The organism is Segniliparus rugosus ATCC BAA-974 (assembly GCF_000185725.2).
GTDB classification, from domain to species: Bacteria; Actinomycetota; Actinomycetes; order Mycobacteriales; family Mycobacteriaceae; genus Segniliparus; species Segniliparus rugosus.
The window spans coordinates 1139051-1157545 of record NZ_KI391954.1 but is presented as its reverse complement, the minus strand read 5'-3'; the positions used below and the strand labels follow the sequence as shown (position 1 = coordinate 1157545).

At 71.1% G+C, this 18495-nt stretch carries 19 protein-coding genes and 1 pseudogene; 8 read left to right on the top strand and 12 right to left on the bottom strand.

Annotated features, from left to right (window positions below):
* Window positions 1-93: 93 nt before the first annotated feature.
* Genes HMPREF9336_RS15260 through HMPREF9336_RS15250 form a run of 3 tightly spaced genes read left to right on the top strand, consistent with a single transcriptional unit; the run spans window position 94 to window position 2311 of the window.
* A complete protein-coding gene (locus HMPREF9336_RS15260) occupies window positions 94-639 on the top strand; it encodes a hypothetical protein (RefSeq protein ID WP_007468602.1) in 546 nt (181 codons plus the stop codon).
* Window positions 636-1184, top strand: a complete 549-nt coding sequence (locus HMPREF9336_RS18825; protein WP_021030824.1) for a hypothetical protein — start codon at window positions 636-638, stop codon at window positions 1182-1184. Before HMPREF9336_RS15260 ends, HMPREF9336_RS18825 begins: the two co-directional genes overlap by 4 nt.
* A complete protein-coding gene (locus HMPREF9336_RS15250; protein ID WP_021030823.1) occupies window positions 1181-2311 on the top strand; it encodes an ABC transporter substrate-binding protein in 1131 nt (376 codons plus the stop codon). The genes HMPREF9336_RS18825 and HMPREF9336_RS15250 overlap by 4 nt, the downstream gene beginning before the upstream one ends.
* A gap of 18 nt (window positions 2312-2329) precedes the next feature.
* Here HMPREF9336_RS15250 and HMPREF9336_RS15245 read toward each other — a convergent pair whose 3' ends face one another.
* From HMPREF9336_RS15245 to yczE, 7 genes and pseudogenes are all read right to left on the bottom strand, one after another.
* On the bottom strand, window positions 2330-3025 hold the full coding sequence (locus HMPREF9336_RS15245) for a hypothetical protein (RefSeq protein ID WP_021030822.1): 696 nt from the start codon (window positions 3023-3025) through the stop codon (window positions 2330-2332).
* The gene (locus HMPREF9336_RS15240; RefSeq protein ID WP_021030821.1) at window positions 3007-3681 is read right to left on the bottom strand and encodes an NHL repeat-containing protein; all 675 of its coding nucleotides are present in this window, start codon (window positions 3679-3681) and stop codon (window positions 3007-3009) included. Before HMPREF9336_RS15240 ends, HMPREF9336_RS15245 begins: the two co-directional genes overlap by 19 nt.
* Window positions 3678-4121 (bottom strand): hypothetical protein, encoded by a 444-nt coding sequence (locus HMPREF9336_RS15235; RefSeq protein WP_156920434.1) that lies wholly within the window; start codon window positions 4119-4121, stop codon window positions 3678-3680. The genes HMPREF9336_RS15240 and HMPREF9336_RS15235 overlap by 4 nt, the downstream gene beginning before the upstream one ends.
* 252 nt (window positions 4122-4373) lie before the next feature.
* Window positions 4374-5738 carry a flavin monoamine oxidase family protein gene (locus HMPREF9336_RS15230; protein WP_007468590.1) on the bottom strand — a complete coding sequence of 455 codons (1365 nt, stop codon included), beginning with the start codon at window positions 5736-5738 and terminating at the stop codon, window positions 4374-4376.
* A gap of 22 nt (window positions 5739-5760) precedes the next feature.
* The gene (locus HMPREF9336_RS15225; RefSeq protein WP_007468588.1) at window positions 5761-6441 is read right to left on the bottom strand and encodes a hypothetical protein; all 681 of its coding nucleotides are present in this window, start codon (window positions 6439-6441) and stop codon (window positions 5761-5763) included.
* Window positions 6442-6458: 17 nt separating this feature from the next.
* Window positions 6459-7626: pseudogene (locus HMPREF9336_RS15220) on the bottom strand (THUMP-like domain-containing protein).
* 47 nt (window positions 7627-7673) lie between these two features.
* Window positions 7674-8411 (bottom strand): membrane protein YczE, encoded by a 738-nt coding sequence (gene yczE, locus HMPREF9336_RS15215; RefSeq protein WP_007468581.1) that lies wholly within the window; start codon window positions 8409-8411, stop codon window positions 7674-7676.
* Between the two features lie 62 nt (window positions 8412-8473).
* Here yczE and yczR point away from each other — a divergent pair, with 62 nt between their 5' ends.
* Complete coding sequence (gene yczR, locus HMPREF9336_RS15210) at window positions 8474-9991, top strand: MocR-like transcription factor YczR (RefSeq protein ID WP_021030817.1); 1518 nt, start codon at window positions 8474-8476, stop codon at window positions 9989-9991.
* Between the two features lie 84 nt (window positions 9992-10075).
* Here the strand turns inward: yczR and HMPREF9336_RS15205 are convergent, their stop codons facing one another.
* A complete protein-coding gene (locus HMPREF9336_RS15205) occupies window positions 10076-11509 on the bottom strand; it encodes a globin domain-containing protein (RefSeq protein ID WP_021030816.1) in 1434 nt (477 codons plus the stop codon).
* 119 nt (window positions 11510-11628) lie between these two features.
* Between HMPREF9336_RS15205 and HMPREF9336_RS15200 the strand changes: the two genes are divergently transcribed.
* Complete coding sequence (locus tag HMPREF9336_RS15200; protein WP_007468572.1) at window positions 11629-12432, top strand: exodeoxyribonuclease III; 804 nt, start codon at window positions 11629-11631, stop codon at window positions 12430-12432.
* A 16-nt stretch (window positions 12433-12448) separates the two neighbouring features.
* On the opposite strand, the gene HMPREF9336_RS15195 is transcribed toward HMPREF9336_RS15200, so the two are convergent.
* Window positions 12449-13141 (bottom strand): enoyl-CoA hydratase/isomerase family protein, encoded by a 693-nt coding sequence (locus HMPREF9336_RS15195; protein WP_007468570.1) that lies wholly within the window; start codon window positions 13139-13141, stop codon window positions 12449-12451.
* A 180-nt stretch (window positions 13142-13321) separates the two neighbouring features.
* On the opposite strand from HMPREF9336_RS15195, the gene HMPREF9336_RS15190 reads away from it, so the two are divergent.
* On the top strand, window positions 13322-13585 hold the full coding sequence (locus tag HMPREF9336_RS15190) for a hypothetical protein (protein ID WP_007468568.1): 264 nt from the start codon (window positions 13322-13324) through the stop codon (window positions 13583-13585).
* A 31-nt stretch (window positions 13586-13616) separates the two neighbouring features.
* On the opposite strand, the gene HMPREF9336_RS15185 is transcribed toward HMPREF9336_RS15190, so the two are convergent.
* Window positions 13617-14243 carry an Eco29kI family restriction endonuclease gene (locus HMPREF9336_RS15185; RefSeq protein ID WP_007468567.1) on the bottom strand — a complete coding sequence of 209 codons (627 nt, stop codon included), beginning with the start codon at window positions 14241-14243 and terminating at the stop codon, window positions 13617-13619.
* Window positions 14243-15442, bottom strand: a complete 1200-nt coding sequence (locus tag HMPREF9336_RS15180; RefSeq protein WP_007468565.1) for a DNA cytosine methyltransferase — start codon at window positions 15440-15442, stop codon at window positions 14243-14245. Before HMPREF9336_RS15180 ends, HMPREF9336_RS15185 begins: the two co-directional genes overlap by 1 nt.
* Window positions 15443-15604: 162 nt before the next feature.
* On the opposite strand from HMPREF9336_RS15180, the gene HMPREF9336_RS15175 reads away from it, so the two are divergent.
* Complete coding sequence (locus HMPREF9336_RS15175; protein ID WP_244431682.1) at window positions 15605-16690, top strand: glycoside hydrolase family 6 protein; 1086 nt, start codon at window positions 15605-15607, stop codon at window positions 16688-16690.
* A gap of 41 nt (window positions 16691-16731) precedes the next feature.
* On the opposite strand, the gene HMPREF9336_RS15170 is transcribed toward HMPREF9336_RS15175, so the two are convergent.
* Window positions 16732-18048, bottom strand: coding sequence for a hypothetical protein (locus tag HMPREF9336_RS15170; RefSeq protein ID WP_040585681.1), 1317 nt, complete (start codon window positions 18046-18048; stop codon window positions 16732-16734).
* Window positions 18049-18300: 252 nt separating this feature from the next.
* Here HMPREF9336_RS15170 and HMPREF9336_RS19235 point away from each other — a divergent pair, with 252 nt between their 5' ends.
* Window positions 18301-18432 carry a hypothetical protein gene (locus tag HMPREF9336_RS19235; protein ID WP_021030815.1) on the top strand — a complete coding sequence of 44 codons (132 nt, stop codon included), beginning with the start codon at window positions 18301-18303 and terminating at the stop codon, window positions 18430-18432.
* The last annotated feature ends 63 nt before the right edge of the window (window positions 18433-18495 follow it).

Sequence of the window (18495 nt, the reverse complement as noted above, 5' to 3'; positions counted from 1 at the left end):
GGCGAGGCTGGCGCTCTCGGGCGTGTCCGACGCGAGCGGAACGCGGTATCGTGTTCGGCAACCGTTGTCGGCCGAAGCGAGGAGCGTGGAACGATGCGTCGCACTCTTTATCAGAAAGCTGCGCCAGGGCTGGCCGTCTTCGCGGCGGCGATGGGCGCGGTCGCCCCGTCCGCCGGAGCCGCTCCCAAGCCGGTGAACCCGGACTGGCCGCCGATCCCGATGGACGAGGAGCTTTTCGGCGACGACGTCGGCCTCGTCGCGCGCACCAGCGACTTCGTCCAGTCCTTCTACGAATGTCTGAGCGCCTGCTCGGTCGACGATCAGCTCGGGTTCTTCCGCTTCCCGACCAAGATCGTCCTCCCGACCGCGACCATCCGGAACGCCGCGCAGTACCGGGCCGAGGCCGAGCGCGCCGAACGCGACGCCCCGGACTCCGATCATTTCGTGAACACCTTCAAAGCGACCGGCGACGCGGACAACCCGGTGGTGCACACCACGGTGCTGTACTCCGGGGTCCACCGGGCGACCGGCGAGCCGTTCCGTTTCCTCACCGACGAGCAGCTGCAGCTCGTGTGGGACGAGGAGGCCGGCTCGTACGCGATCACCCGCTACCAGATCAACACGATGGCCCCGGCATGATGCGGCCGCTCTTCGCCGCCCTGCTCGTCGCCTCGGCCCTGCCCGCCGCACAGACGCTCCCCGCCGCCGCGGATCCGAACGGCAGCATGGTCAGCTGCTCCGCCAGCCTGCCCGCCGAGCCGCAGCCGAACTCCGACGTGGCCGCCGAGGCTCGCGATTTCGCGCAGACCTGGTTCGACGACCTCTCCCGCCACGCCTCGGCCAACGAAATGCTCAGCTATCTGAATCTGCATTCGTTGGTCATGTCCTTCCCCGATCCGACCTCCGCCACGCCCGCGTCCGTCTGCGACGAGGCCAGCTTCCGCCAATGGTACGACGCGGCAGGCGCGCGGTACGCCGGCCAGCGGTACGAGATCCTCTCCTTCGACGCGGGAGGGACCGACGACCAGCCCATCGTGCACCTGTCCGTGGACTGGTCGGGGACGGACTCGCAGACCGGCCAGCCGTTCCATTACACCGTGAGCCAAGCCTGGTCGTTGGCGCGGGGCGGGCCGCACGGCTTTGTGATCGAGATGTACCTCGTGCGCGATTTGGCTCCGGCGTGAGCGGCCTGCCCGCGCGCCGCGCCGCCGCCTCGGCGCTGCCGTTCGTCCTCGCGGCCGCGATCCTCGCCGGTTGCGGCGGCGGGGCCAAGCCCGTTCCCGGAGCCACCGTGTCCAAAGACCGCACGGAGATCGACGGGATCAGCCTCATCGGCTTCCCCCGCATAGCCCAAGGGGTCTGCGCCCCGCCCGTCTTCGAGATCCCCACGCCGGTGGGCTTGGCGGATCCCGACGACGGCGGTTCGCCGCCCGCTCCCCCGCCTGTCGCCGAGACCCCGCCCCTTCCCGAGCAGTCCGCCGAGCCGGCCGGATCCGCCTCGGCTCGGCGGATCCTCGTCGTCGGCGACTCGTTGTTGGACGGGTTGTGCGCGTTGGGCCTGGGCGACCGCGTCGTCGGGCGGGTCGCCGAGCGGGCGGGCGAGGACGCCCCGAACTATCTCGGCCCGGTCGTCGCCGGGCTCCCCCAGCCGGGCTCGGTCGGCTCCGTGGCGGTGGACCAGGTCAAGGATCTGCATCCTGACCTCGTTCTTGTCCGCTCCGATCTCGCCGACAAGCTGGGCGCGGACCTCGGCGCGATAGCGCCGGTCCTGCCGGTTTCCCCGGTCGGAGAGGCGGGGCCGACCGCGACGTGGCAGCGCCGGTTCCTCGCCCTCGGCGCGGCGTTCGGGCGCGAGGCCCAGGCTCGCGCGGTGCTGGACGAATACCGGACGTTCGTGCGCGAGCAGCGCCAGGACGACACGCTCGACCCGGCGCACACCCGCGCTTCGCTGGTGCGTTTCGACGACGGGAGGATCGCCATCGAAGGACCGGAGAGCTTCGCGGGCTCCGTCCTCGCCGAGCTGGGCGTGGACCGCCCCCCGGCGCAATTGTCGGCCGGAGCTGAGCGGGTCATCGGCTTCGGCCAGCTCCACGACGCGGACGGCGACCTGATCTATGTGAGCTTCGGCCAGCCCGAGTCCTTCGGCAGGAACGTGGTCGCCTCGTCGGAATGGCGCAACCTCGCGTCCGTGCGCTCGAAGCAAGTGTTCGCGGTCTACGACCAATGGTGGTACCGGGGCGCGGGGCCCATCGCCGCGCTGGCCGTGGTCATCGACGTGGTCGGCACGCTCAACGCTCCGCCCCCGCCCTGATCGCCCGTCCCCGCCGAGTCACCACTCCCGGCAGAGCCGCTCCTTCGCCTGTTCCCAGGTGAGCCCGGCTGCGGCGAGGTCGCCTGTCTTCGTCAATTCGCAAGTCCCGCCTGGGCTGGTTCGCGAGATCGCATCATCGCCGACCGCCACCTCCACGATGGCGTTGTCCTGGTCGAACCGGTCAAGGCGCCGCGTATGCTCGCCCGCCGACATATGCCACAACGCGAGGAAGAAACCACCCTCTTCCGGGAGGGTCGCCACAGCGCCGAAACTCCCCGCCCGCTGGAACAAGGCATTGTCAGCGGGCCTGCGCCACACCGACCATATCCCGTTCTGCGCGCCGTCATCCTTGTGCACCACCAGTTCGGGCAACCCGTCCTGGTCGAGGTCCCAGAGCTTGAAGCCGTACGGTTTGGATATGCCGCCGACCTGTTCGCGCACGCTCTGTCGCACGGCCCCGCGAGGATCGGCCACCTGGATCGCGGCCTCCCACTCATACTGCGTCGCGCCCTGCGACCACGTGGCCTGGTAGCTCCAGCCGTCCGAGCCACGCAGCACACATGCCGTCGAACCTGTCGGCGCGACCATATCGACAGGCGGGCCGAAACCCCCGTCCACGCAGCCCGGCAATGGGTCGGCTGAGGCGGTCGGCGCGACCAGCCCGGCCGCTGTCGCGAGCGCAGCGGTCCAGACGGTCATTTTCTTCGCGCACACAGCAGGCTCCTCGTCTCCTCCAGGCCAAGGCCGCCCGGCACCGGCTTCGGCTCGCACCGGTAGTCCGATTCGCTCTTCGCCGACCAATCGGCCTCCGCCACCTTCGCCAGCTCGTCCTGCTCCGCGAACCGGTACAGCTGGTAGACCCCCTCGCAGCAGCTGACGTGGATCCGGATGAACACCAGGCCTTTGCGCTGCGAGAACGGTTCGAGCTGCACCCCGAACAACGCTCCCGCGCGCACGAGCCGCCCGTCCGGGCCGTGCGAGCGCCACACGGCAACCGTCTCGTTGCTCGCGCTGGTCTGCATCACCACCAAGAGCTCCTGCGTGCCGTCCACGTCCAGATCCTGCCAAGACGGCGTGGCAATCGACACGGCGTACTGCTCGCGGATGTCGTGCAGCTTCGACCCGGCGCGGTCGAACACCTCGACCGTGCCGGTCCCGCCCGGCTCCGTCGGGAAATGCGCGACGAACGACCGCCCCGAGCCGTCTGCCGCGTTCGACCGGCAACCTGCCGCCTTCTGCGCGGCTTCTGCGGCCCACAGCTTGAACTCCGCGCAGTCCGGCAATGGGTCGGCGCGGGCGGCGGGCTGCGGCACAAGCGCCGCCGCGCCGAGCGTCATGAACGCGGCGAACGCACGAACGCGCCTCCTCACTGCCAATCCACCTCCCGCGCCTCCTGGCAGAATCTGCGCTCAGCGGTCGCGGCGTCTATGCCAAGGAGGGCGAGATTGCTTCGATCCTGCAGCAGGGCACAGGTCCGAGGCGCGTTTTCCTCCCTTCCGGAGGGATCGAACCGGACCACAGCGAGGTTCTCGATCTTCGTGTCGCCGAACCGGAAGAACGTGACGATGTTCGACCCGCCGGCGACCTCGTCGGTGACCATAAGACCGCTCGCAACGTGGCCTAGGCTTTTCCCGAAGATCCCCCCCATATTGCGGAACTGGACAGACTGCCCGACCGCCCGCCACACGTCGTACGAGCAACCGCCGGTCCCACAACTGCTCTCTATCAACAGCTCATCGCGCCCGTCCCGATCGAGGTCCCGAGCTTGCAGGGCCAGGACGGGCCCTGAGCGCTTGATCGTCTGTGCCACCGCGCCGGAAGCATCCAGCACATCCACAGCGAGCCGCCCATCGAGCTCCCCGACTGGCTGCCAGCCTGCTTGAAAGCGCAGACCGAGCGAGTCATGCGACTGCAACTCGCATGTCCAGGCCGCCGCCTTCCCAGGTGGCGGCAGACACCACGCCAACGGGTCGGCGAAGGCGGCAGGAGCCGCCGCCGCAAGCCCGGCGCACAACAGAAGAAAAACGAGTCCCCGACGAATCATATGGGCATTATGGCAGTTCTACCCCAGCTTCGCGAGCACGTCGGCCGCGGCGCGCTTCCCGGAGGAGACGGCCCCGTCCAAGAACCCTGTCCACCGGTTCGCGGTCTCCGTGCCCGCCCAGTGGATCGGGCCGACCGGCTCGGCGAGCGTCGGCCCGTAGCGCGTCCACGCGCCTGGCGGCACGGCGGCGGTGGGGCCGCCTTGGGAGAATTCCTCGGCGCTCCACCGCTGATCGAGGTAGCCGACCGGCGCGAGCGCCCGCTCGCCGAACAGCGCGGCGAACGCGGCCAGCGCCTGCCGCTTGCGCTCCTGGTCGGGCAGGCGTTCGAACGCTCGGGAGTTGTCCCCGCCCGCGAAGCCGAGCAGCACCCCGCGCGACCCGTCCGAGGGGGACGCGTCGAAGGTCGCTTCGATGGGGCCGATGTCGGACAGGGACTGGCCGCTCAGCCCCGCTTCGCGCCAGAACGGGGTCTCGTACACCGCGTACGCCTTCGTGATCGTCCCTTGCGGCCAGCGGCTCGGCAGCTGCCGGTGCGCGAGCGGCAGTTGCGGGGCGAACCGGATGTCGGCGCGGTGCTGCGGCGCGACCGCGACCACCACCGCCTTCGCGGACACCTGGAAGCTGTGTGAGCGCACGACGGCCCCGTCCGGGGACCATTCGATCTTCCGCGCGGGCCGTTCCAGCACCACGCTCCCCTCCGGCAGCGCGTCGGCGAGCCGGGTCGAGAGCGTCTGCGCGCCGAGATGGAAATGCCGGTCCTGCGCGCCGCCCGCCGTGGTGTAGAGGGCGTCCATGCCGCCCGCCGCCGCCGTGTAGTGCAACGCGTGCAGGAGCGAGACCTCTTCGGGCTCGCAGGCCCAGGTGAGTCGCGCGACCAGCGTCATCAGCTCCCGCGCCCCGGAGCCCGCGCGGATCTTCTTGAGCCACGAGGCGAGGGTCTGGCCGTCCAGCTCCTCCGCGCGCTTCGCGGTCCACGGGGCCCCCGGCGGGACCGCGCGCGCCAGGCGCTCGTAGCGCCACTGCGCCCAGCCGACGCCGAGCAGCGCTCGGGGGCCGATGGGGAACGGGATCATCCCCTTGTACTCGCGCGTCCTGCCGCGCCAGCGGACCAGGTTCGCGCCCTCGTCGTAGGTCGGGCTCGCCGCGAGCCCCAGCTCGTCGGCCAGCGCCAGCACCTCGCGCTGGGTCGGCCCGACGAAGGTGCCGCCGAGGTCGACGTGCGCCCCGGCGACGGTCGCGTTCAGCGTGCGCCCGCCAACGCGGTCCCTGCCCTCGACCACCACGACGGACCGTCCCGCCCGGACCAGCTCACGGGCCGCGGTCAGCCCGGCGAGCCCGGCCCCGACCACCACGACGTCGACGCAAGCAGGTGATGCAGCCATAGCCCATCATGGCACCCGGCGATCACGTCGCGCGCGAAGCCTCCGCGCAGAAACGCTCTTCGGCCTCGCTCGCGGTCAGGCCGAGCCCGGCGATATCGCCCAACCTGGCTTCGCACCGTCCGTCCTTGAACGGGCGGAGCACGGTGGCGGCCCCGACGACCTCGCCTCCCTCGAACCGGTAGAAATCCAAGGCGCGCGCCCCTGCGTCCACGTGGCTGTCCACGGCGAAGACCCCGCGCCAGCCGGTCGGCCTCGCCCCGAGACCGACCTCCCCCGCTTCGGCGTAGCCGCTGCCGCCGTCATGCCACACCTCGGCGGAGCCGTTGCCGCCTGCCCCGCCGTAGACCATGGCGACCAGCAGCTCGTCCCGCCCGTCGCCGTCGAGGTCCGCCGGCGTCAAATACGGCGGTTTCGGCCCGTCCTGCCCGACGCGCTGGCGCAGCGCCCCGTCGGGGCCGAACACCTCGACTTCGACATGGACATGCCAGCTCCCGTCCGGATCCGCTGTGGTCGGGCGCTCGGGGACTCCGGCCCAGCGCGCCTGGAAACCCGACCCGTCCGCCGCCCGCAACACGCACGCCCCCGACTCTTGGGGCGCTCGCAGCCCCGCGCAATCCGGCAGAGGGGCCGCATACGCGCACGGAGCCGCGCCCGCCGCCCCGGCGAGCAAGGACACGAAACCGAAAAATCCCCGAACAGCCATGCTTCATCTTCGCACGCTCACCAGGTCGGCTGGCAGAGGAACGCCGCAGGGCGCGCGCCGATCCGCGCGAGCACAACGGCGAGCCGCTCGGAGCCGCGCAGTTTGAGCCTCGGGCGCAGCGCGGCGGGATCCACGTCCACCCCGCGCGTGAGGATCTCGACCGCGCCGACCCTCCGAGCCCCGAGCGCCGCGCGCAGCCGCTTCTCGCTGTACGGCATCTGCTCCAGCACCCGGAACCCCCGGACCCCGGGCGGGAGCCGGTCGCCGGTGAGATACGCGAGATGCGGGTCGAGCTGCCAGAGCCCGTGCCGGTGGGCGTAGTGGCGGACCAGGCCAGCCCGGACGACCGCGGGGTCCGGGTCCACGATCCACTCCCCGGCCGGCGCGGTCGGGCAGTCGTCCGGCTCCGCGTCGGCGATCTCCTCGACCAGGCCGTCCGCGCCGAGGACGCTCGCCCTTCGGGCTGCGGTGGCGAGGCCGGGCGACCACAGCGCGGCCTCGCGGACCGAGCCCGCGAGGGAGACCACCTCGATCTCGCCCTCGAAGCCGAGCGCGCGCAGCTTCGCGAAGTCGAGCCCAGGCGCGCACTTCACCACCAGATCCCGGCCGGCGCAGGCTTCGAAGAGCGCGGGCAACGACGGCTGGAACGCCTCGGGGTCCACCGTGCGCCCCGCCGAGGACCGGCGGGCCGGGTCGGCGACCAGGACGCAGTCCCGGCTCGCCGGGGCGAGCGCGTCCGCCAGCGCGAACCCGGCCTGCGGCAGCTCCGCGAGGTTGTGCCGCGCGATGGCCAGGCGGACCGGGTCGAGGTCCGACCCGAGCGCAGGCGCGCGGGCGGCGAGCTCGCGCAAGCTCGGAGCCGATCGAGCAGGTGAGGTCGTGCGCCGCGCGTCCCGCGAGGCGGGCCGACCGGCTTCGGGCGACCAGCGTCGGCGTGGCCTGCTGCAACGCCTCGTCTGTGAACAGCCAGTGTTCCGCGTCCAGCAGTTTCTCCCGCGCTTTGCGGCGCAGGAGCACCGTCTCCACCAGCGCGGAGGCCAAAGACCCGAACCGGGCGCGGACCGAGGCGACGTCCCCGATCAAGCTGGCCTTCGACAAGTCCAGTCCGGCGACCTCCGCGAGCGCCGACCGGCCCGACGGCGAGCCGAGGGCCGCGATGTCGTCGAGCGTGAACTGGTATGCCACGCGTCGAGCGTAGCGGCTGGCGCCCGGTCCGCCCGAACGCCAGATTCCTAGACCCGCTCCACGACGGCCTGCTCCACGACGCGCGAGGCTTCGAGGACAGCCGCCTGCTCCCGCAACGTCAGCGCCCAGCCGCTGCGCGCCAGGACCCGCCCCGGCACGAGCCGCAGGACCAGCTGCACGAGCGGGCCGATCCCGAAGGCGTAGACCAGCGTGCCGAGGCCGACCGACCCGCCGAGCAGCCAGCCGACCGTCAGGACCGTGCCCTCGATGCTGGTGCGGACCAGCCAGACCGGGCGCCCGGTGCGCGCGACCAGTCCAGTCATCAGGCCGTCGCGCGGGCCCGCGCCCATGTCCGCCCCGATGTAGAGGACTGTGGCCGCCGCGTTGAGCGCGAGCCCGCCGAGCAGCATCGCGGCCCGCGACATCGGCGACGCTGGCGGCTCGATCGCGCCGAGCCCGGCGTCCACGACGACCGCGATGATCACGACGTTGACGACTGTGCCGATGCCCGGCTTGAGCTTGAGCGGGATCCAGGCCAGCAAGACCAGCGCCCCGACGACCGCCGTGACCGCACCCATCGAGGCTCCGCTCTGGACGGAGAGCGCTTGGTGCAGCACGTCCCAAGGGTCCAGTCCGAGGTTCGCGCGGACCATGAGGGCCATGGAGAGCCCGTAGAGGGTGAGGCCGACGACCAGCGCGATGTCCCGGAACGACCAGTAGCCCTCGTCGTCCGCGCTGGTGAGCCACTGCGAGTAGGTGTGCGGTGCCGATCCGTGAAGTGCCATGGCATCCATACTGCGCCGACTCTGGCCTTCCTTTCAATATCCAGTTTTGCTAATCTGGATCCATGTCGAAAACTCTTCCTGTGCCGATCCCCGCCGTCGCGCCGGGAGCGCACGTGGACGCGGGCACCTTGGCAAGGCACCTCGGCAACTGGCGCACCGCGCCGGACGCCGGGCCGGTGTACCACGCCCTCGCCGACGCGATCCGCCTCTCGGTCCTCGACGGGCGCCTGCCGCTGGGCGCGCAGCTGCCGAGCGAGCGGACCCTTGCCGCCGTGCTGCGGGTCAGCCGCACCACCATCACCTCCGCGTACAGCGAGCTGCGCGAGTCCGGCCATCTCGTCGGGCGGCAGGGCGCGCGCAGCATCACCGCCCTCCCCCAGGCGAACCGGCCCGAGCACTCGGGCGGGTACGTTCCCGCCCCGGCGACCGGCATCGACCTCGCCAACGCCTCCATGGCCGCCCCGGAAGGGGTCATCTTCGAGTCGTACCGCGAGGCCGTCGACTCGCTGTGCCCGTACCTCTCGGGCATCGGGCTGGAGCATTTCGGCCTTCCGCAGCTGCGCGAGGCCGTCGCCCAGCGCTACCGGGAGCGCGGCCTGCCCACCAGCCCCGACCAGATCATGATCACCAGCGGGGCGCAGCACGCCCTCGCGCTGCTGCTCGCCACCTACGTCGCCCCGCTCGACCGGGTGCTCGTCGAGCATCCCACCTACCTTGGCCTCCTCGAAGCCGTCCGCCGCCACGGGGCGAAGCCGGTCCCGGTCGGGGTCCGGTCGGCCACCGCGCAGGAGGCGCGGCTCGGGGTCGAGGCGGGCTGGGAGCCCTCCGCCGTCGAGATCGCCATGCGCCAGACCGCCCCGAACCTCGCCGTCCTGATCATCGACAACCACAACCCGACCGGGCTCACCATGCCCGTAGAGGACCGCAAGGCGCTCGCCGAGGCGGTGCTGCGCACCCGCACCCTCACCGTGGTCGACGAATCGCTCCTCGACATCTGGCACGAGGCCCCGCCCCCGCCCCCGTTCGCGAGCTTCGTCGCCGAACGGCCCGAGCTGGTGATCACGCTCGGGTCCATGTCGAAATCCTTCTGGGGCGGCCTGCGCCTCGGCTGGATCCGCGCCGAGGCCGAGGTCATCCGGCGAGTCGCCGCCACCCGGCCCACCATCGACCTCGGCACGCCGATCGTCGAACAGCTCACGGCGACGAACCTTTTGGCCAAAGCGGGGCAGATCCTCCCCGCCCGCCGGGAGCTTGCCGTCACCAGGCGCGCGTTCCTCACCGCCGAGCTCTCCCGCGCCCTGCCGGACTGGGAAATCACCACCGGCAAAGGCGGCCTGAGCCTGTGGGTGCAGCTGCCCAAGCCGATGAGCTCGGCCCTCGCCGCCGCCGCGACCCGGCTCGGCCTCGCGCTGGTCGCGGGCCCGAGGTTCGGGGTGGGCGGGGCGTTCGAACGGCACCTGCGCATCCCGCACACCCAGCCAGAGCCGGTGCTCGCGCAGGGAGTCGAACTCTTAGAGCGCGCCTGGCGGTCGGTGACCGGCGGGTCCGTCGAGGCCACGCCCCGGACGCTGGTGAGCTGAGCGCTCAGCCCCGCACGCGCTCGAACAGCGAGAGCTTGCGGGATATCCGGGGCGCAAGTCCCAGGGCGACCGCCACCGCCCCCCTCATGCCGCCGTGTACCGCGTGACCGTCGTGCCGCCGACCGCCAGCACGTCGCCGTCGAGCATGGTGACCGCCCACGCGTCGCCGGGCGTGGCGATCCGCCACGCCTGCTCGCCGGTCGCCAGATCGGTCGCAACGATGCTTCCGCTCATCTCGCGGTCCACGTCCACGGCATACCGCCCGTCGGTGAGATAGATGAACCCGAGCGAACTGCCAGGCGCTTCCCACCGCAGATCCCCGGTCCGCAGGTCGAAGACCTGGAAGGCGGGCGGCTCGCTGCGCTCGACCACGAGATAACCGTGGACGACAGCCCGGACCGCCGAGATCCGGACCGCGCGGCCGCCGGCCCCGGCGCGCGCCGTATTGAGCAACGCCGGATTCGACCACAGCGCCTCGCCCGTCCCCCGGTCGTACACCGTGTCCCCGTGGATCCGCACCGACAGCTGCTCCTCGCCGATCTGCACTGCCGCAATCGGGTCGAGTTGGTCGGAGATCGTCGGCGACGACGTGTCGAAATTCTTCACGCGGGCTTCCCCGGTCGCCGGGGTGAAATCGATCTGCGTCGGTTCGAACTCCCCGCTCGACACCAAGGCATGGATGACACCGTCCCACGGAGCGCCGATCTCGACCGCGACACCCTGCATGATTTGTTGCCCCCTCTGCTGGGGCGTTCGCCTTGGCGGCGGTTTTTTCTTCAACCGCAGCACCGTTTTGCCGCTCGGCCCCGCCCCTCGGACCGGCCGCCAGAACAACTCCACGTCGCCTCGCGCGTCCCCCGCCGCCGCGCGCGTGAGCACATACGCGACGCCATGCTCCGCGCCGCTGGCCAACACCCCGCCCGGCAGGCTCTGGTCGATCAGCGCCTCGCCGCTCCGGCTGTCGATCACCAGCCACTGCGCGGACTCCTGGAAGCCGAAGCCTCCGCAGTTCACCGCGTGGTCCTCCTGGTCCGCTAAGCACCAGGCCCCGGCGGGAACCTCGCGCCGGAAGACCGTCGCCCCGGAGCCGAGATCGACCGCGACGAGCATGCCCGCTCGGGACGTGCCGTCATCCGGGAAAAGCTGGAAATACCCGATATCCCCGTCCCGCCCGAAGCCGCTGGAGCGCAGCGAGAGCCCTTCGCCCCCGATGTCCGCGCTCCACACTTGGCGCGGCTCGACCGCGTAGGAGCCGTCGAGCAGAGAAGACTCCTCCGACCAGCGGATCGCCTGCTCCTCGTCCGGGTCCGCGCCGGCCGACCCGGCGCACACCGACGACGCTGCCGCGACAAGAGAAAAAAGAAGCCCCGCGAATTTCCCACTCATGGGGGCAAGCCTATTAGCAGGCTGCTCGTCGGAGCTCGACACGATCTCGTCCGCGAGCGCCTTCTCGTAGAACCGCTCGACAACCTTCTCCAGCGACTCCGCGCCGCCGATCTGCTCGTATACGGTGATCACCGCGCCAGCGCACCGCCCGCTGATCGCCCCCGCATCAGCCGAGGGGCGCCGAGGGCGTGAACCTCTGCGCACGCGCCCGTCTCGTCGGCGGTGAGACCGGGCCGACTAGGCTCGGGCACATGCGTATCGCCACCTGGAACATCAACTCGATCCGCGCACGGGTCGACCGGGCCGTCTCGTGGCTGGAGCGCTCCCAAGTGGACGTGCTGGCCCTGCAGGAGACCAAGTGCGCGGACGCGCAATTCCCAGAGGAACCGTTCCGCGAGGCCGGGTACGCCGTGGCGCACACCGGCAACGGCCAGTGGAACGGCGTCGCGATCGTCTCCCGGCTCGGGCTCGCGGACGTGCAGGTCGGCTTCGACGGCCAGCCCGGCTTCCACAAGGACCCCGAGGCCGAGGCGCTGCCCGAGCCGCGCGCCATCGCCGCGACCTGCGGCGGCGTGCGGATCTGGAGCCTGTACGTCCCCAACGGGCGCGACCTGGCCGACCGGCACTACGGCTACAAGCTCGAATGGCTGGCCGCGCTCCGGGGCCAGGCCGAGGGCTGGCTCGCCGCCGACGCGGACGCGAAGATCGCCCTGACCGGGGACTGGAACATCGCCCCGTTCGACGAGGACGTGTGGGATCCGTCGTTCTTCGACGGCAAGACCCACACCTCCGGCCCGGAGCGCGACGCGTTCTTCGCGTTCGAGAAGTCCGGCTTCACCGATGTGGCGCGCCCGCACACGCCGGGCCCTGGGGTCTACACCTACTGGGACTACACGCAGTTGCGCTTCCCGCGCCGCGAGGGCATGCGGATCGACTTCGTGCTCGGCTCCCCCGCCCTCGCCGCCTCGGTGACCGGCGCGAGCGTGGACCGGGAGGAGCGCAAGGGCAAAGGCGCGAGCGACCACGCCCCCGTGGTCGTCGAGCTCGGGGACTAGCCGCGCGAAGGGCCGGCTAGAACGCCGCCTCGACCGCGAGAGCGGCCAGCGCAGCCTCGTGCAGACCGGATTTGATGGCGGCGAGGGTCTTGCCCCTCGTGCCCGCGAATTCGGCGGCGCTGGCCACCGCCAAGCCGAGCAAGTCCTCCTCCGAGGCCACGGCCTGGACGATCCCCGCCGCGAGCGCGTCCTGGCCGCCGTAGCGCCTGCCGGTGGTCATCGCCTCCAGCGCGGTCTGCGCCGGGAGCTTGCCGCGCAGCAGGCCTCGCATGCCTGGGGTGAAGGGCAGGCCGATCGCGACCTCGGGAAGACAGTAGAAGCCCCGGTCCGCGCGCATCACCTGGTGGTCGGCGGCGGAGGCGAGCATCGCGCCCGCGCCGAAGGCGTGCCCGTTGACCGCCGCGACCGTGCGCATCGGGAACGCGAGCAGCCGCGCGTAGAGCCCGTGCACGGATGAGAGATACCCGGCCGCGTCGCCCGAGAGGGCCGCGACGTCCAGGCCGTTGCTGAAGAATTTGCCGGTGGCGGTCACCACCAGCGCTCCGGAGCCCTCCGGGTCGCCCGCCGCCTCGACCTCGTCGAGGAGGGAGCCCACCGCGCGCAGCCAGTCGGCGGTGAAACGGTTCTCGGGGTTGTCCGGATCGAGCTCCACGCCCTCTCCGCCGAGGTACAAAATCGCGACATCGCCGTCCTGGCGCAAATATGGCATAAGCCATACCCTAGCAAGGGCCCCGTTCTCCGCCGCGGCGCCTGCCGCGACGACTTGACATAAAACGGAGCTGTCGTTCCTTTTTTACTTTCCTTCTGCTAACCTTCTCGGGAGGCGTCGCGACGGCGGCGCCCGACCATCGACACACGACTCAACGCGCGCCAGATTTTGGAGGTTCGCATGAAGAAAACGATGTTCGCGCAGGGCAAAGCGCTGCTGGTTGTCGCGGCTTGCTTGGCCGCTCCGCTCTCCGTCGCAGGGGCTCCGCCCGCCTCCGCCGACGTGGAAGGCTGTGTTTACGGGACGGTCGGCCGCCTCTGCGGCGGCAGCGATGGGGTCGGCGGCTGCATCACCGGCACAGTCGCCAGCGTGTGCGGCGGGAACGACGGCCGCTCCGGCGATTGGGGCCACAGGCACAGGCACCATCGCCACTGGGACGACTGACCTCGAAAGCCCGCGACCGTCGCCGCTCCGTTCACAGGTCGAAGAGGGTCTGCTCGGGATTGTCGAGGTATTGGACGACGTCCTGCTCGATCTGCGCCACGCTCTCCGGCCTCTGCCGCAGCGCGGCGGCCCATTCCCTGCCGGGGTGGAGCGTGTCCCAGCGCGAGCGCGTCCCCTCCCTGCGCCCGGAGCCAGGGTCGTGGTTGCCGAACCCGTCCACGACGACGTTCCACAACGGGCGGTGGATGCGGATGCCCACCTGCTCGGCGAGCGGCACCCAGGTCGGCGCGACGACCAGCGCCCGGACCTGGAAATGGCGCGGGTCGAGGTTGCCCGCCTTCTCGATGGAGGCGCGATGGTGCGCGATGCGGTGGAAAAGCTTCGGCCCGTCCACCACCGCCGTCTGGTTCGGGTCCCCCTTCCGGCGCGCTTCCGCCTCGGCTTTCCCGACGTAGAGCGCCCAGGAGCCCGGCTCCTCCCGGTTGCGCTCCGCGAGCTTCGCGTACGCGGGGAACTCGCCCGTGTAGTACAGCGCGTACACCCCGGCCCCGTCGAACCGGCCGATTTCGACGAGGTTCTGCACCTGCTGCTCGTCCATGGCTCGGGTGATCGAGGCTCCGAGGTTCTCGTAGCTCAGCGGATCGAAAGCCTCCGCCATCACGACACCGCGCGAAGGCGTTTCGCCTGGCCGAGGCGGCGCTCGGCAGTCCTGCCCGCGTCCAGCTCCAAGTGCTCGACCACGCTCGACATGACGACGCGCGCCAACAGCACCGGCACCGCGTTGCCGATCTGGCGCATGGCCTCGCCCCACGAGCCGTGCAAGGCGTACTCGTCCGGGAAGGTCTGGATCCGGGCGGCCTCCCGGACGGAGTAGTACCGCACCCCGCCGTCCGGCCTGCGGAGCATGTTCTCGCCTCCTGGCACGCCGTGCCCGCCCGCTTTGAGCGTTTTGCTCGGCTCGTCCACCGGCGAGCCGGTGTGCCCTGGGTAGCTGCGCGCCCCGGCTTGCAGCTTGTGGTCCGACCAGCCCGCAGTCCCGCCGTGGCGGGGCTCGGGCATGCCCGCCAGGGCGTCGCGCACAGTCCGCCACGGGAGCAGGTCGGGATCGCCGCCCTGTCCGGCCTGCCGGATCACGAGGCGCTCGCGCGCGGGGACCTGGTGGCGGTCGAAATAGTCCCCTTCGGCCTGCGCCCGGCGCAGCGCCTCCCCCGAGTGCGTCGGGGCGGGGAAGGCCCATCCGGCCCGCACGTCGGAGCGGAAGCCCACGATGAACACCCGGTGGCGGCGCTGCGGCACGCCGTAGTCCGCCGCGTCCACGACCCGGTCCACCAGGTTGTACTTGAGCGCGGCCCCGCCGCCGGCGGTGTGCTCGCGCTCCAGCCTCCCGGCGTGCTCCCGCCACGTTTCGCCCTCGCGCGAGCCGATCTCCGGGTACGTCAGGCGAAGCTTCACGTACGAGAAGTAGTCGTGGAAGCTCTGCCTGGTCAGGCCGCGCACGTTCTCCACGACGAAAGCCCTCGGGCGCAGCGCGGCGATCGCCTCGGCCAGCGCGGGGAACATGTCGCGGGAGTCGTCCGCCGCCCGAGCCTTGCCCCCGAGCGAGAACGGCTGGCAGGGCGGTCCGCCCGCGACCAGGTCCACGCCGTCCTCGAACCCCGACCAATCCGCCGAACGGACGTCGTCGCACAGCACCCGCAACCCGCGCACGAGCGGATGGCCCGCCGCCGCGTTCGCCCGGAGCGTGTCGCAGGCCCACCGGTCCCGCTCGACCGCGAGCTCATGCCGCACGCCCGCGAGCGAGGAGCCAAGGAGCAGCCCCCCGCCGCCGGCGAAAAGCTCCACACCTCGGATCGACATGCTTGAGAACGTAGCGCATGGCACCGACAAAAAGCCGCAGCCGCAGCGTCCACGCGTTTCGCGGGCGGCCCCGACCGGCCGAGATCCGCCGTCGGCTCCGTCGCGCCCTCGCCCGGCTCCGTTGATTCGCGCGCGCAGCTTTGTGACAGTATGCTTCCTGGAGTGATTTCCTCAGCTGCTCGCGCAGTCGCGCGGTGGATCTCCCCGTTCCTCGCTATCGCCGCCGTCACGGGCGCGGATTGCTCCGCCGACCCGGCGGAGGACGCGCCCGACACGGCCCAGGAGGCCTCGGAACAGGACGCCCCAGAACAGGAAGCCCCGGAGCAGGAAGCCGAGGCGCGCGAACTCCCCGACGTCGCGGCGCGCCTCGCCAACGGGGAGAACCCCCTGGTCGGGCAGCCCCTCTACGTCAATCCCACGTCGGCGGCTTCGCGCGCCGCCAACAGCGCCAACCCGCCAAGCCCTGAGCTGTCCGCCATCGCCAACACGCCGCAGGCGTTCTGGATCGACGAGGCGGTCCCCGGCTGGGTGGTCAACGGGTACCTCGACGGGGCGCGGGCCGCTGGCGAGCTGCCGGTGCTGGCGATCTACGCGATCCCGCACCGCGACTGCGGCAGCTTCGCGGCGGGCGGCTTCGCGACCGGGGCGGACTACCGGGGGTGGATCGACGGCGTCGCGGGCAGCATCGGCTCCTCGCCGGTTGTGATCGTCCTCGAGCCCGACGCGCTCGACATGGCCGACTGCCTGTCGCCGGACCAGCGCCAGGAGCGCTTCGACTTGATCCGCTACGCCGTCGACACGCTGACCCGCAATCCCGCGGCGGCCGTGTACATCGACGGCGGGAACTCCCGTTGGAAGAGCGCCGAGGAAATCGCCTCCCGGCTCAACCAGGTGGGTATCGAGCACGCCCGAGGCTTCAGCCTCAACACCTCCAACTTCTTCACCACCGAGGAGGAGATCGGCTACGGCGAGGAAGTCTCGGCGCTCACGAACGGCTCGCACTACGTGATCGACACCGGGCGCAACGGGGCCGGACCTGCTCCCGAAAGCCCGCTCAGCTGGTGCAACCCCGGCGGCCGCGCCTTGGGCGCCGCGCCGACCACGGAAACGGCTGGCGAGCACGCCGACGCGTACCTCTGGGTCAAGCGTCCCGGCGAGTCCGACGGGGCGTGCAACAGCGGGAACCCCCGCGCGGGCGTCTTCGTGAACCAGTACGCCATCGAGCTGGCCCACAACGCGGGCCAGTAAAGGCGCGTCCCCCCGGCTTCCGCGCTCCATCTGGTCCGGTATTAGAGCGCGCGCAGCGGCGTGAGCCCCCAACGGCGGCATTCTTCGACGAGCGAAGCGACGAACTCCTCGTGGCCGACCGCGTGCCGCTCGGGATTGCGCCCTTCGACCATGAGCGTCATCTCCTTGCCAGTGTCTGTCAGCATGACTTGGACCGCGCTGGAATACCGCCGCCACAGCTCGGCTTCGTCTTGCTTCGGCAGCACGAACGACGGGTAGAACGAGCGCGCGCGCTTCCCGTCGAGCATCATGACCACATCTGCCAGCCTGCCGATGTTCGACGTCGTGCACAGCGCCCTGCTCGGATTCTTTGGCCGTACGCCGAACCGTCGGGCGAACAGACAATCGGGGAGCGCCTGGATCAACGGCGAATCAAGCTCGGCGAAGTTATGCTCGCCGGTCACCCGGTTCTGCAACGCCTCTTTGCTCGCGGCCCTGATCGGCCGCAGGTCCTCGTACAACGAGGGACCGGCGTCGACTAAGAGCGAGGCTCCCGAGGTGACGTTCCCCCGGTAATCGCCCTCGGCGCGTTCGCTCACCCGCTGCGAGACCTCCACCGTGCGCCCGTCTGGGATCACTCCTGAGGCCACGAGCAGCCTCGCCCCGATCCCCATGAGCAAACTGTTCACCGTGCCGCCCCGCTCAGCAGCAGCCTGACGGAACTCGTCCGGCGCGAACTCCAAATAGGCCCGCCGAGGGAGGAACGTCGGAGACGGCGCAGGCTCATGGTCCAGATCCCCCGCGGTGGTCACCTGGCGGTCGTCGGCCGGCGACGCGGGACTCCCCTCGGCCTTCTGCCGCCACCGCGACCGCACCAGCTTCCCCGCCCCGACCGAGGCCGCTCTCCATTGCCGCAGGCTGTCCGCGAGATCGGCGACCAAGCCCCCGTCGTCGGCCAATTCGCAGACGACCTTGCCCTCCGCTGCCGCCGCCCACGCGTTGCCCGCGCCGTGCCCGTCGGCCACCGCGTGATGGACGAGCAGAAGGACGACCGTATGGCCGTCCTCGACCGCTGTCGCCGTCAACCGCCACACAGGCCCGCGGCGCAAATCCAATGGCGCTCCCCACTGCTCTTCAAACCAGTCGAAGACACGCTCCGGCTTGATCGGCTCAGCCGAGTAGAACATCGCCCCCGCACTCGGGGACTGCGCCCAACGGTCCCTCGCCCCTGGGATCCGAGCCCGCTCGACCACACGGTTCAACGGCCCTCGCATCAAGCGGTCGTACATTCCGAACAGAGCAGGCGGATCGATCGCCGCCTCGAAATACCATCCCATGGTCAACACCGACGGAACGCCCAAAAGGCGGTCGGCACGCACGCCCCAATCGTCCCGGGGCTGCAGCCGGCTCGGCGTTATCACGCAGGCGCCGTAGTCCTCCCCCGTTCGCCCAGCACCGCTTCGACGGGCCGCCTGGGCGGGTTTCGACATCCAGCCGCTGCCATTCATGATCGCCGCCGCAGCGCTCGGTTTTCTGCAGCATCGTCTGATAATGCTGTTCGCGTTCGCGACCGGGGCCGCTCGGCGCGCGCCGCCCGGTTCGGCATCACGACGAACCGGTGCGGCGGCGCAATGCTCTCATCGGCGCTCGGCGAGATCCCGCTGGCCGCCGTCCTGATCGGCGGCACAGCGCGCGTCGTCTGGCTGGGCGGCGACCCGCCGCGTTCGGGACGGGTCTCGAGATTCGTCAACAGGTGGCGCTGAGGGAGACGGCGCCGGGGCGAGTGGCTCGCGTCCACTCGCCCCGGCGGGGAATCCGAAAACCCC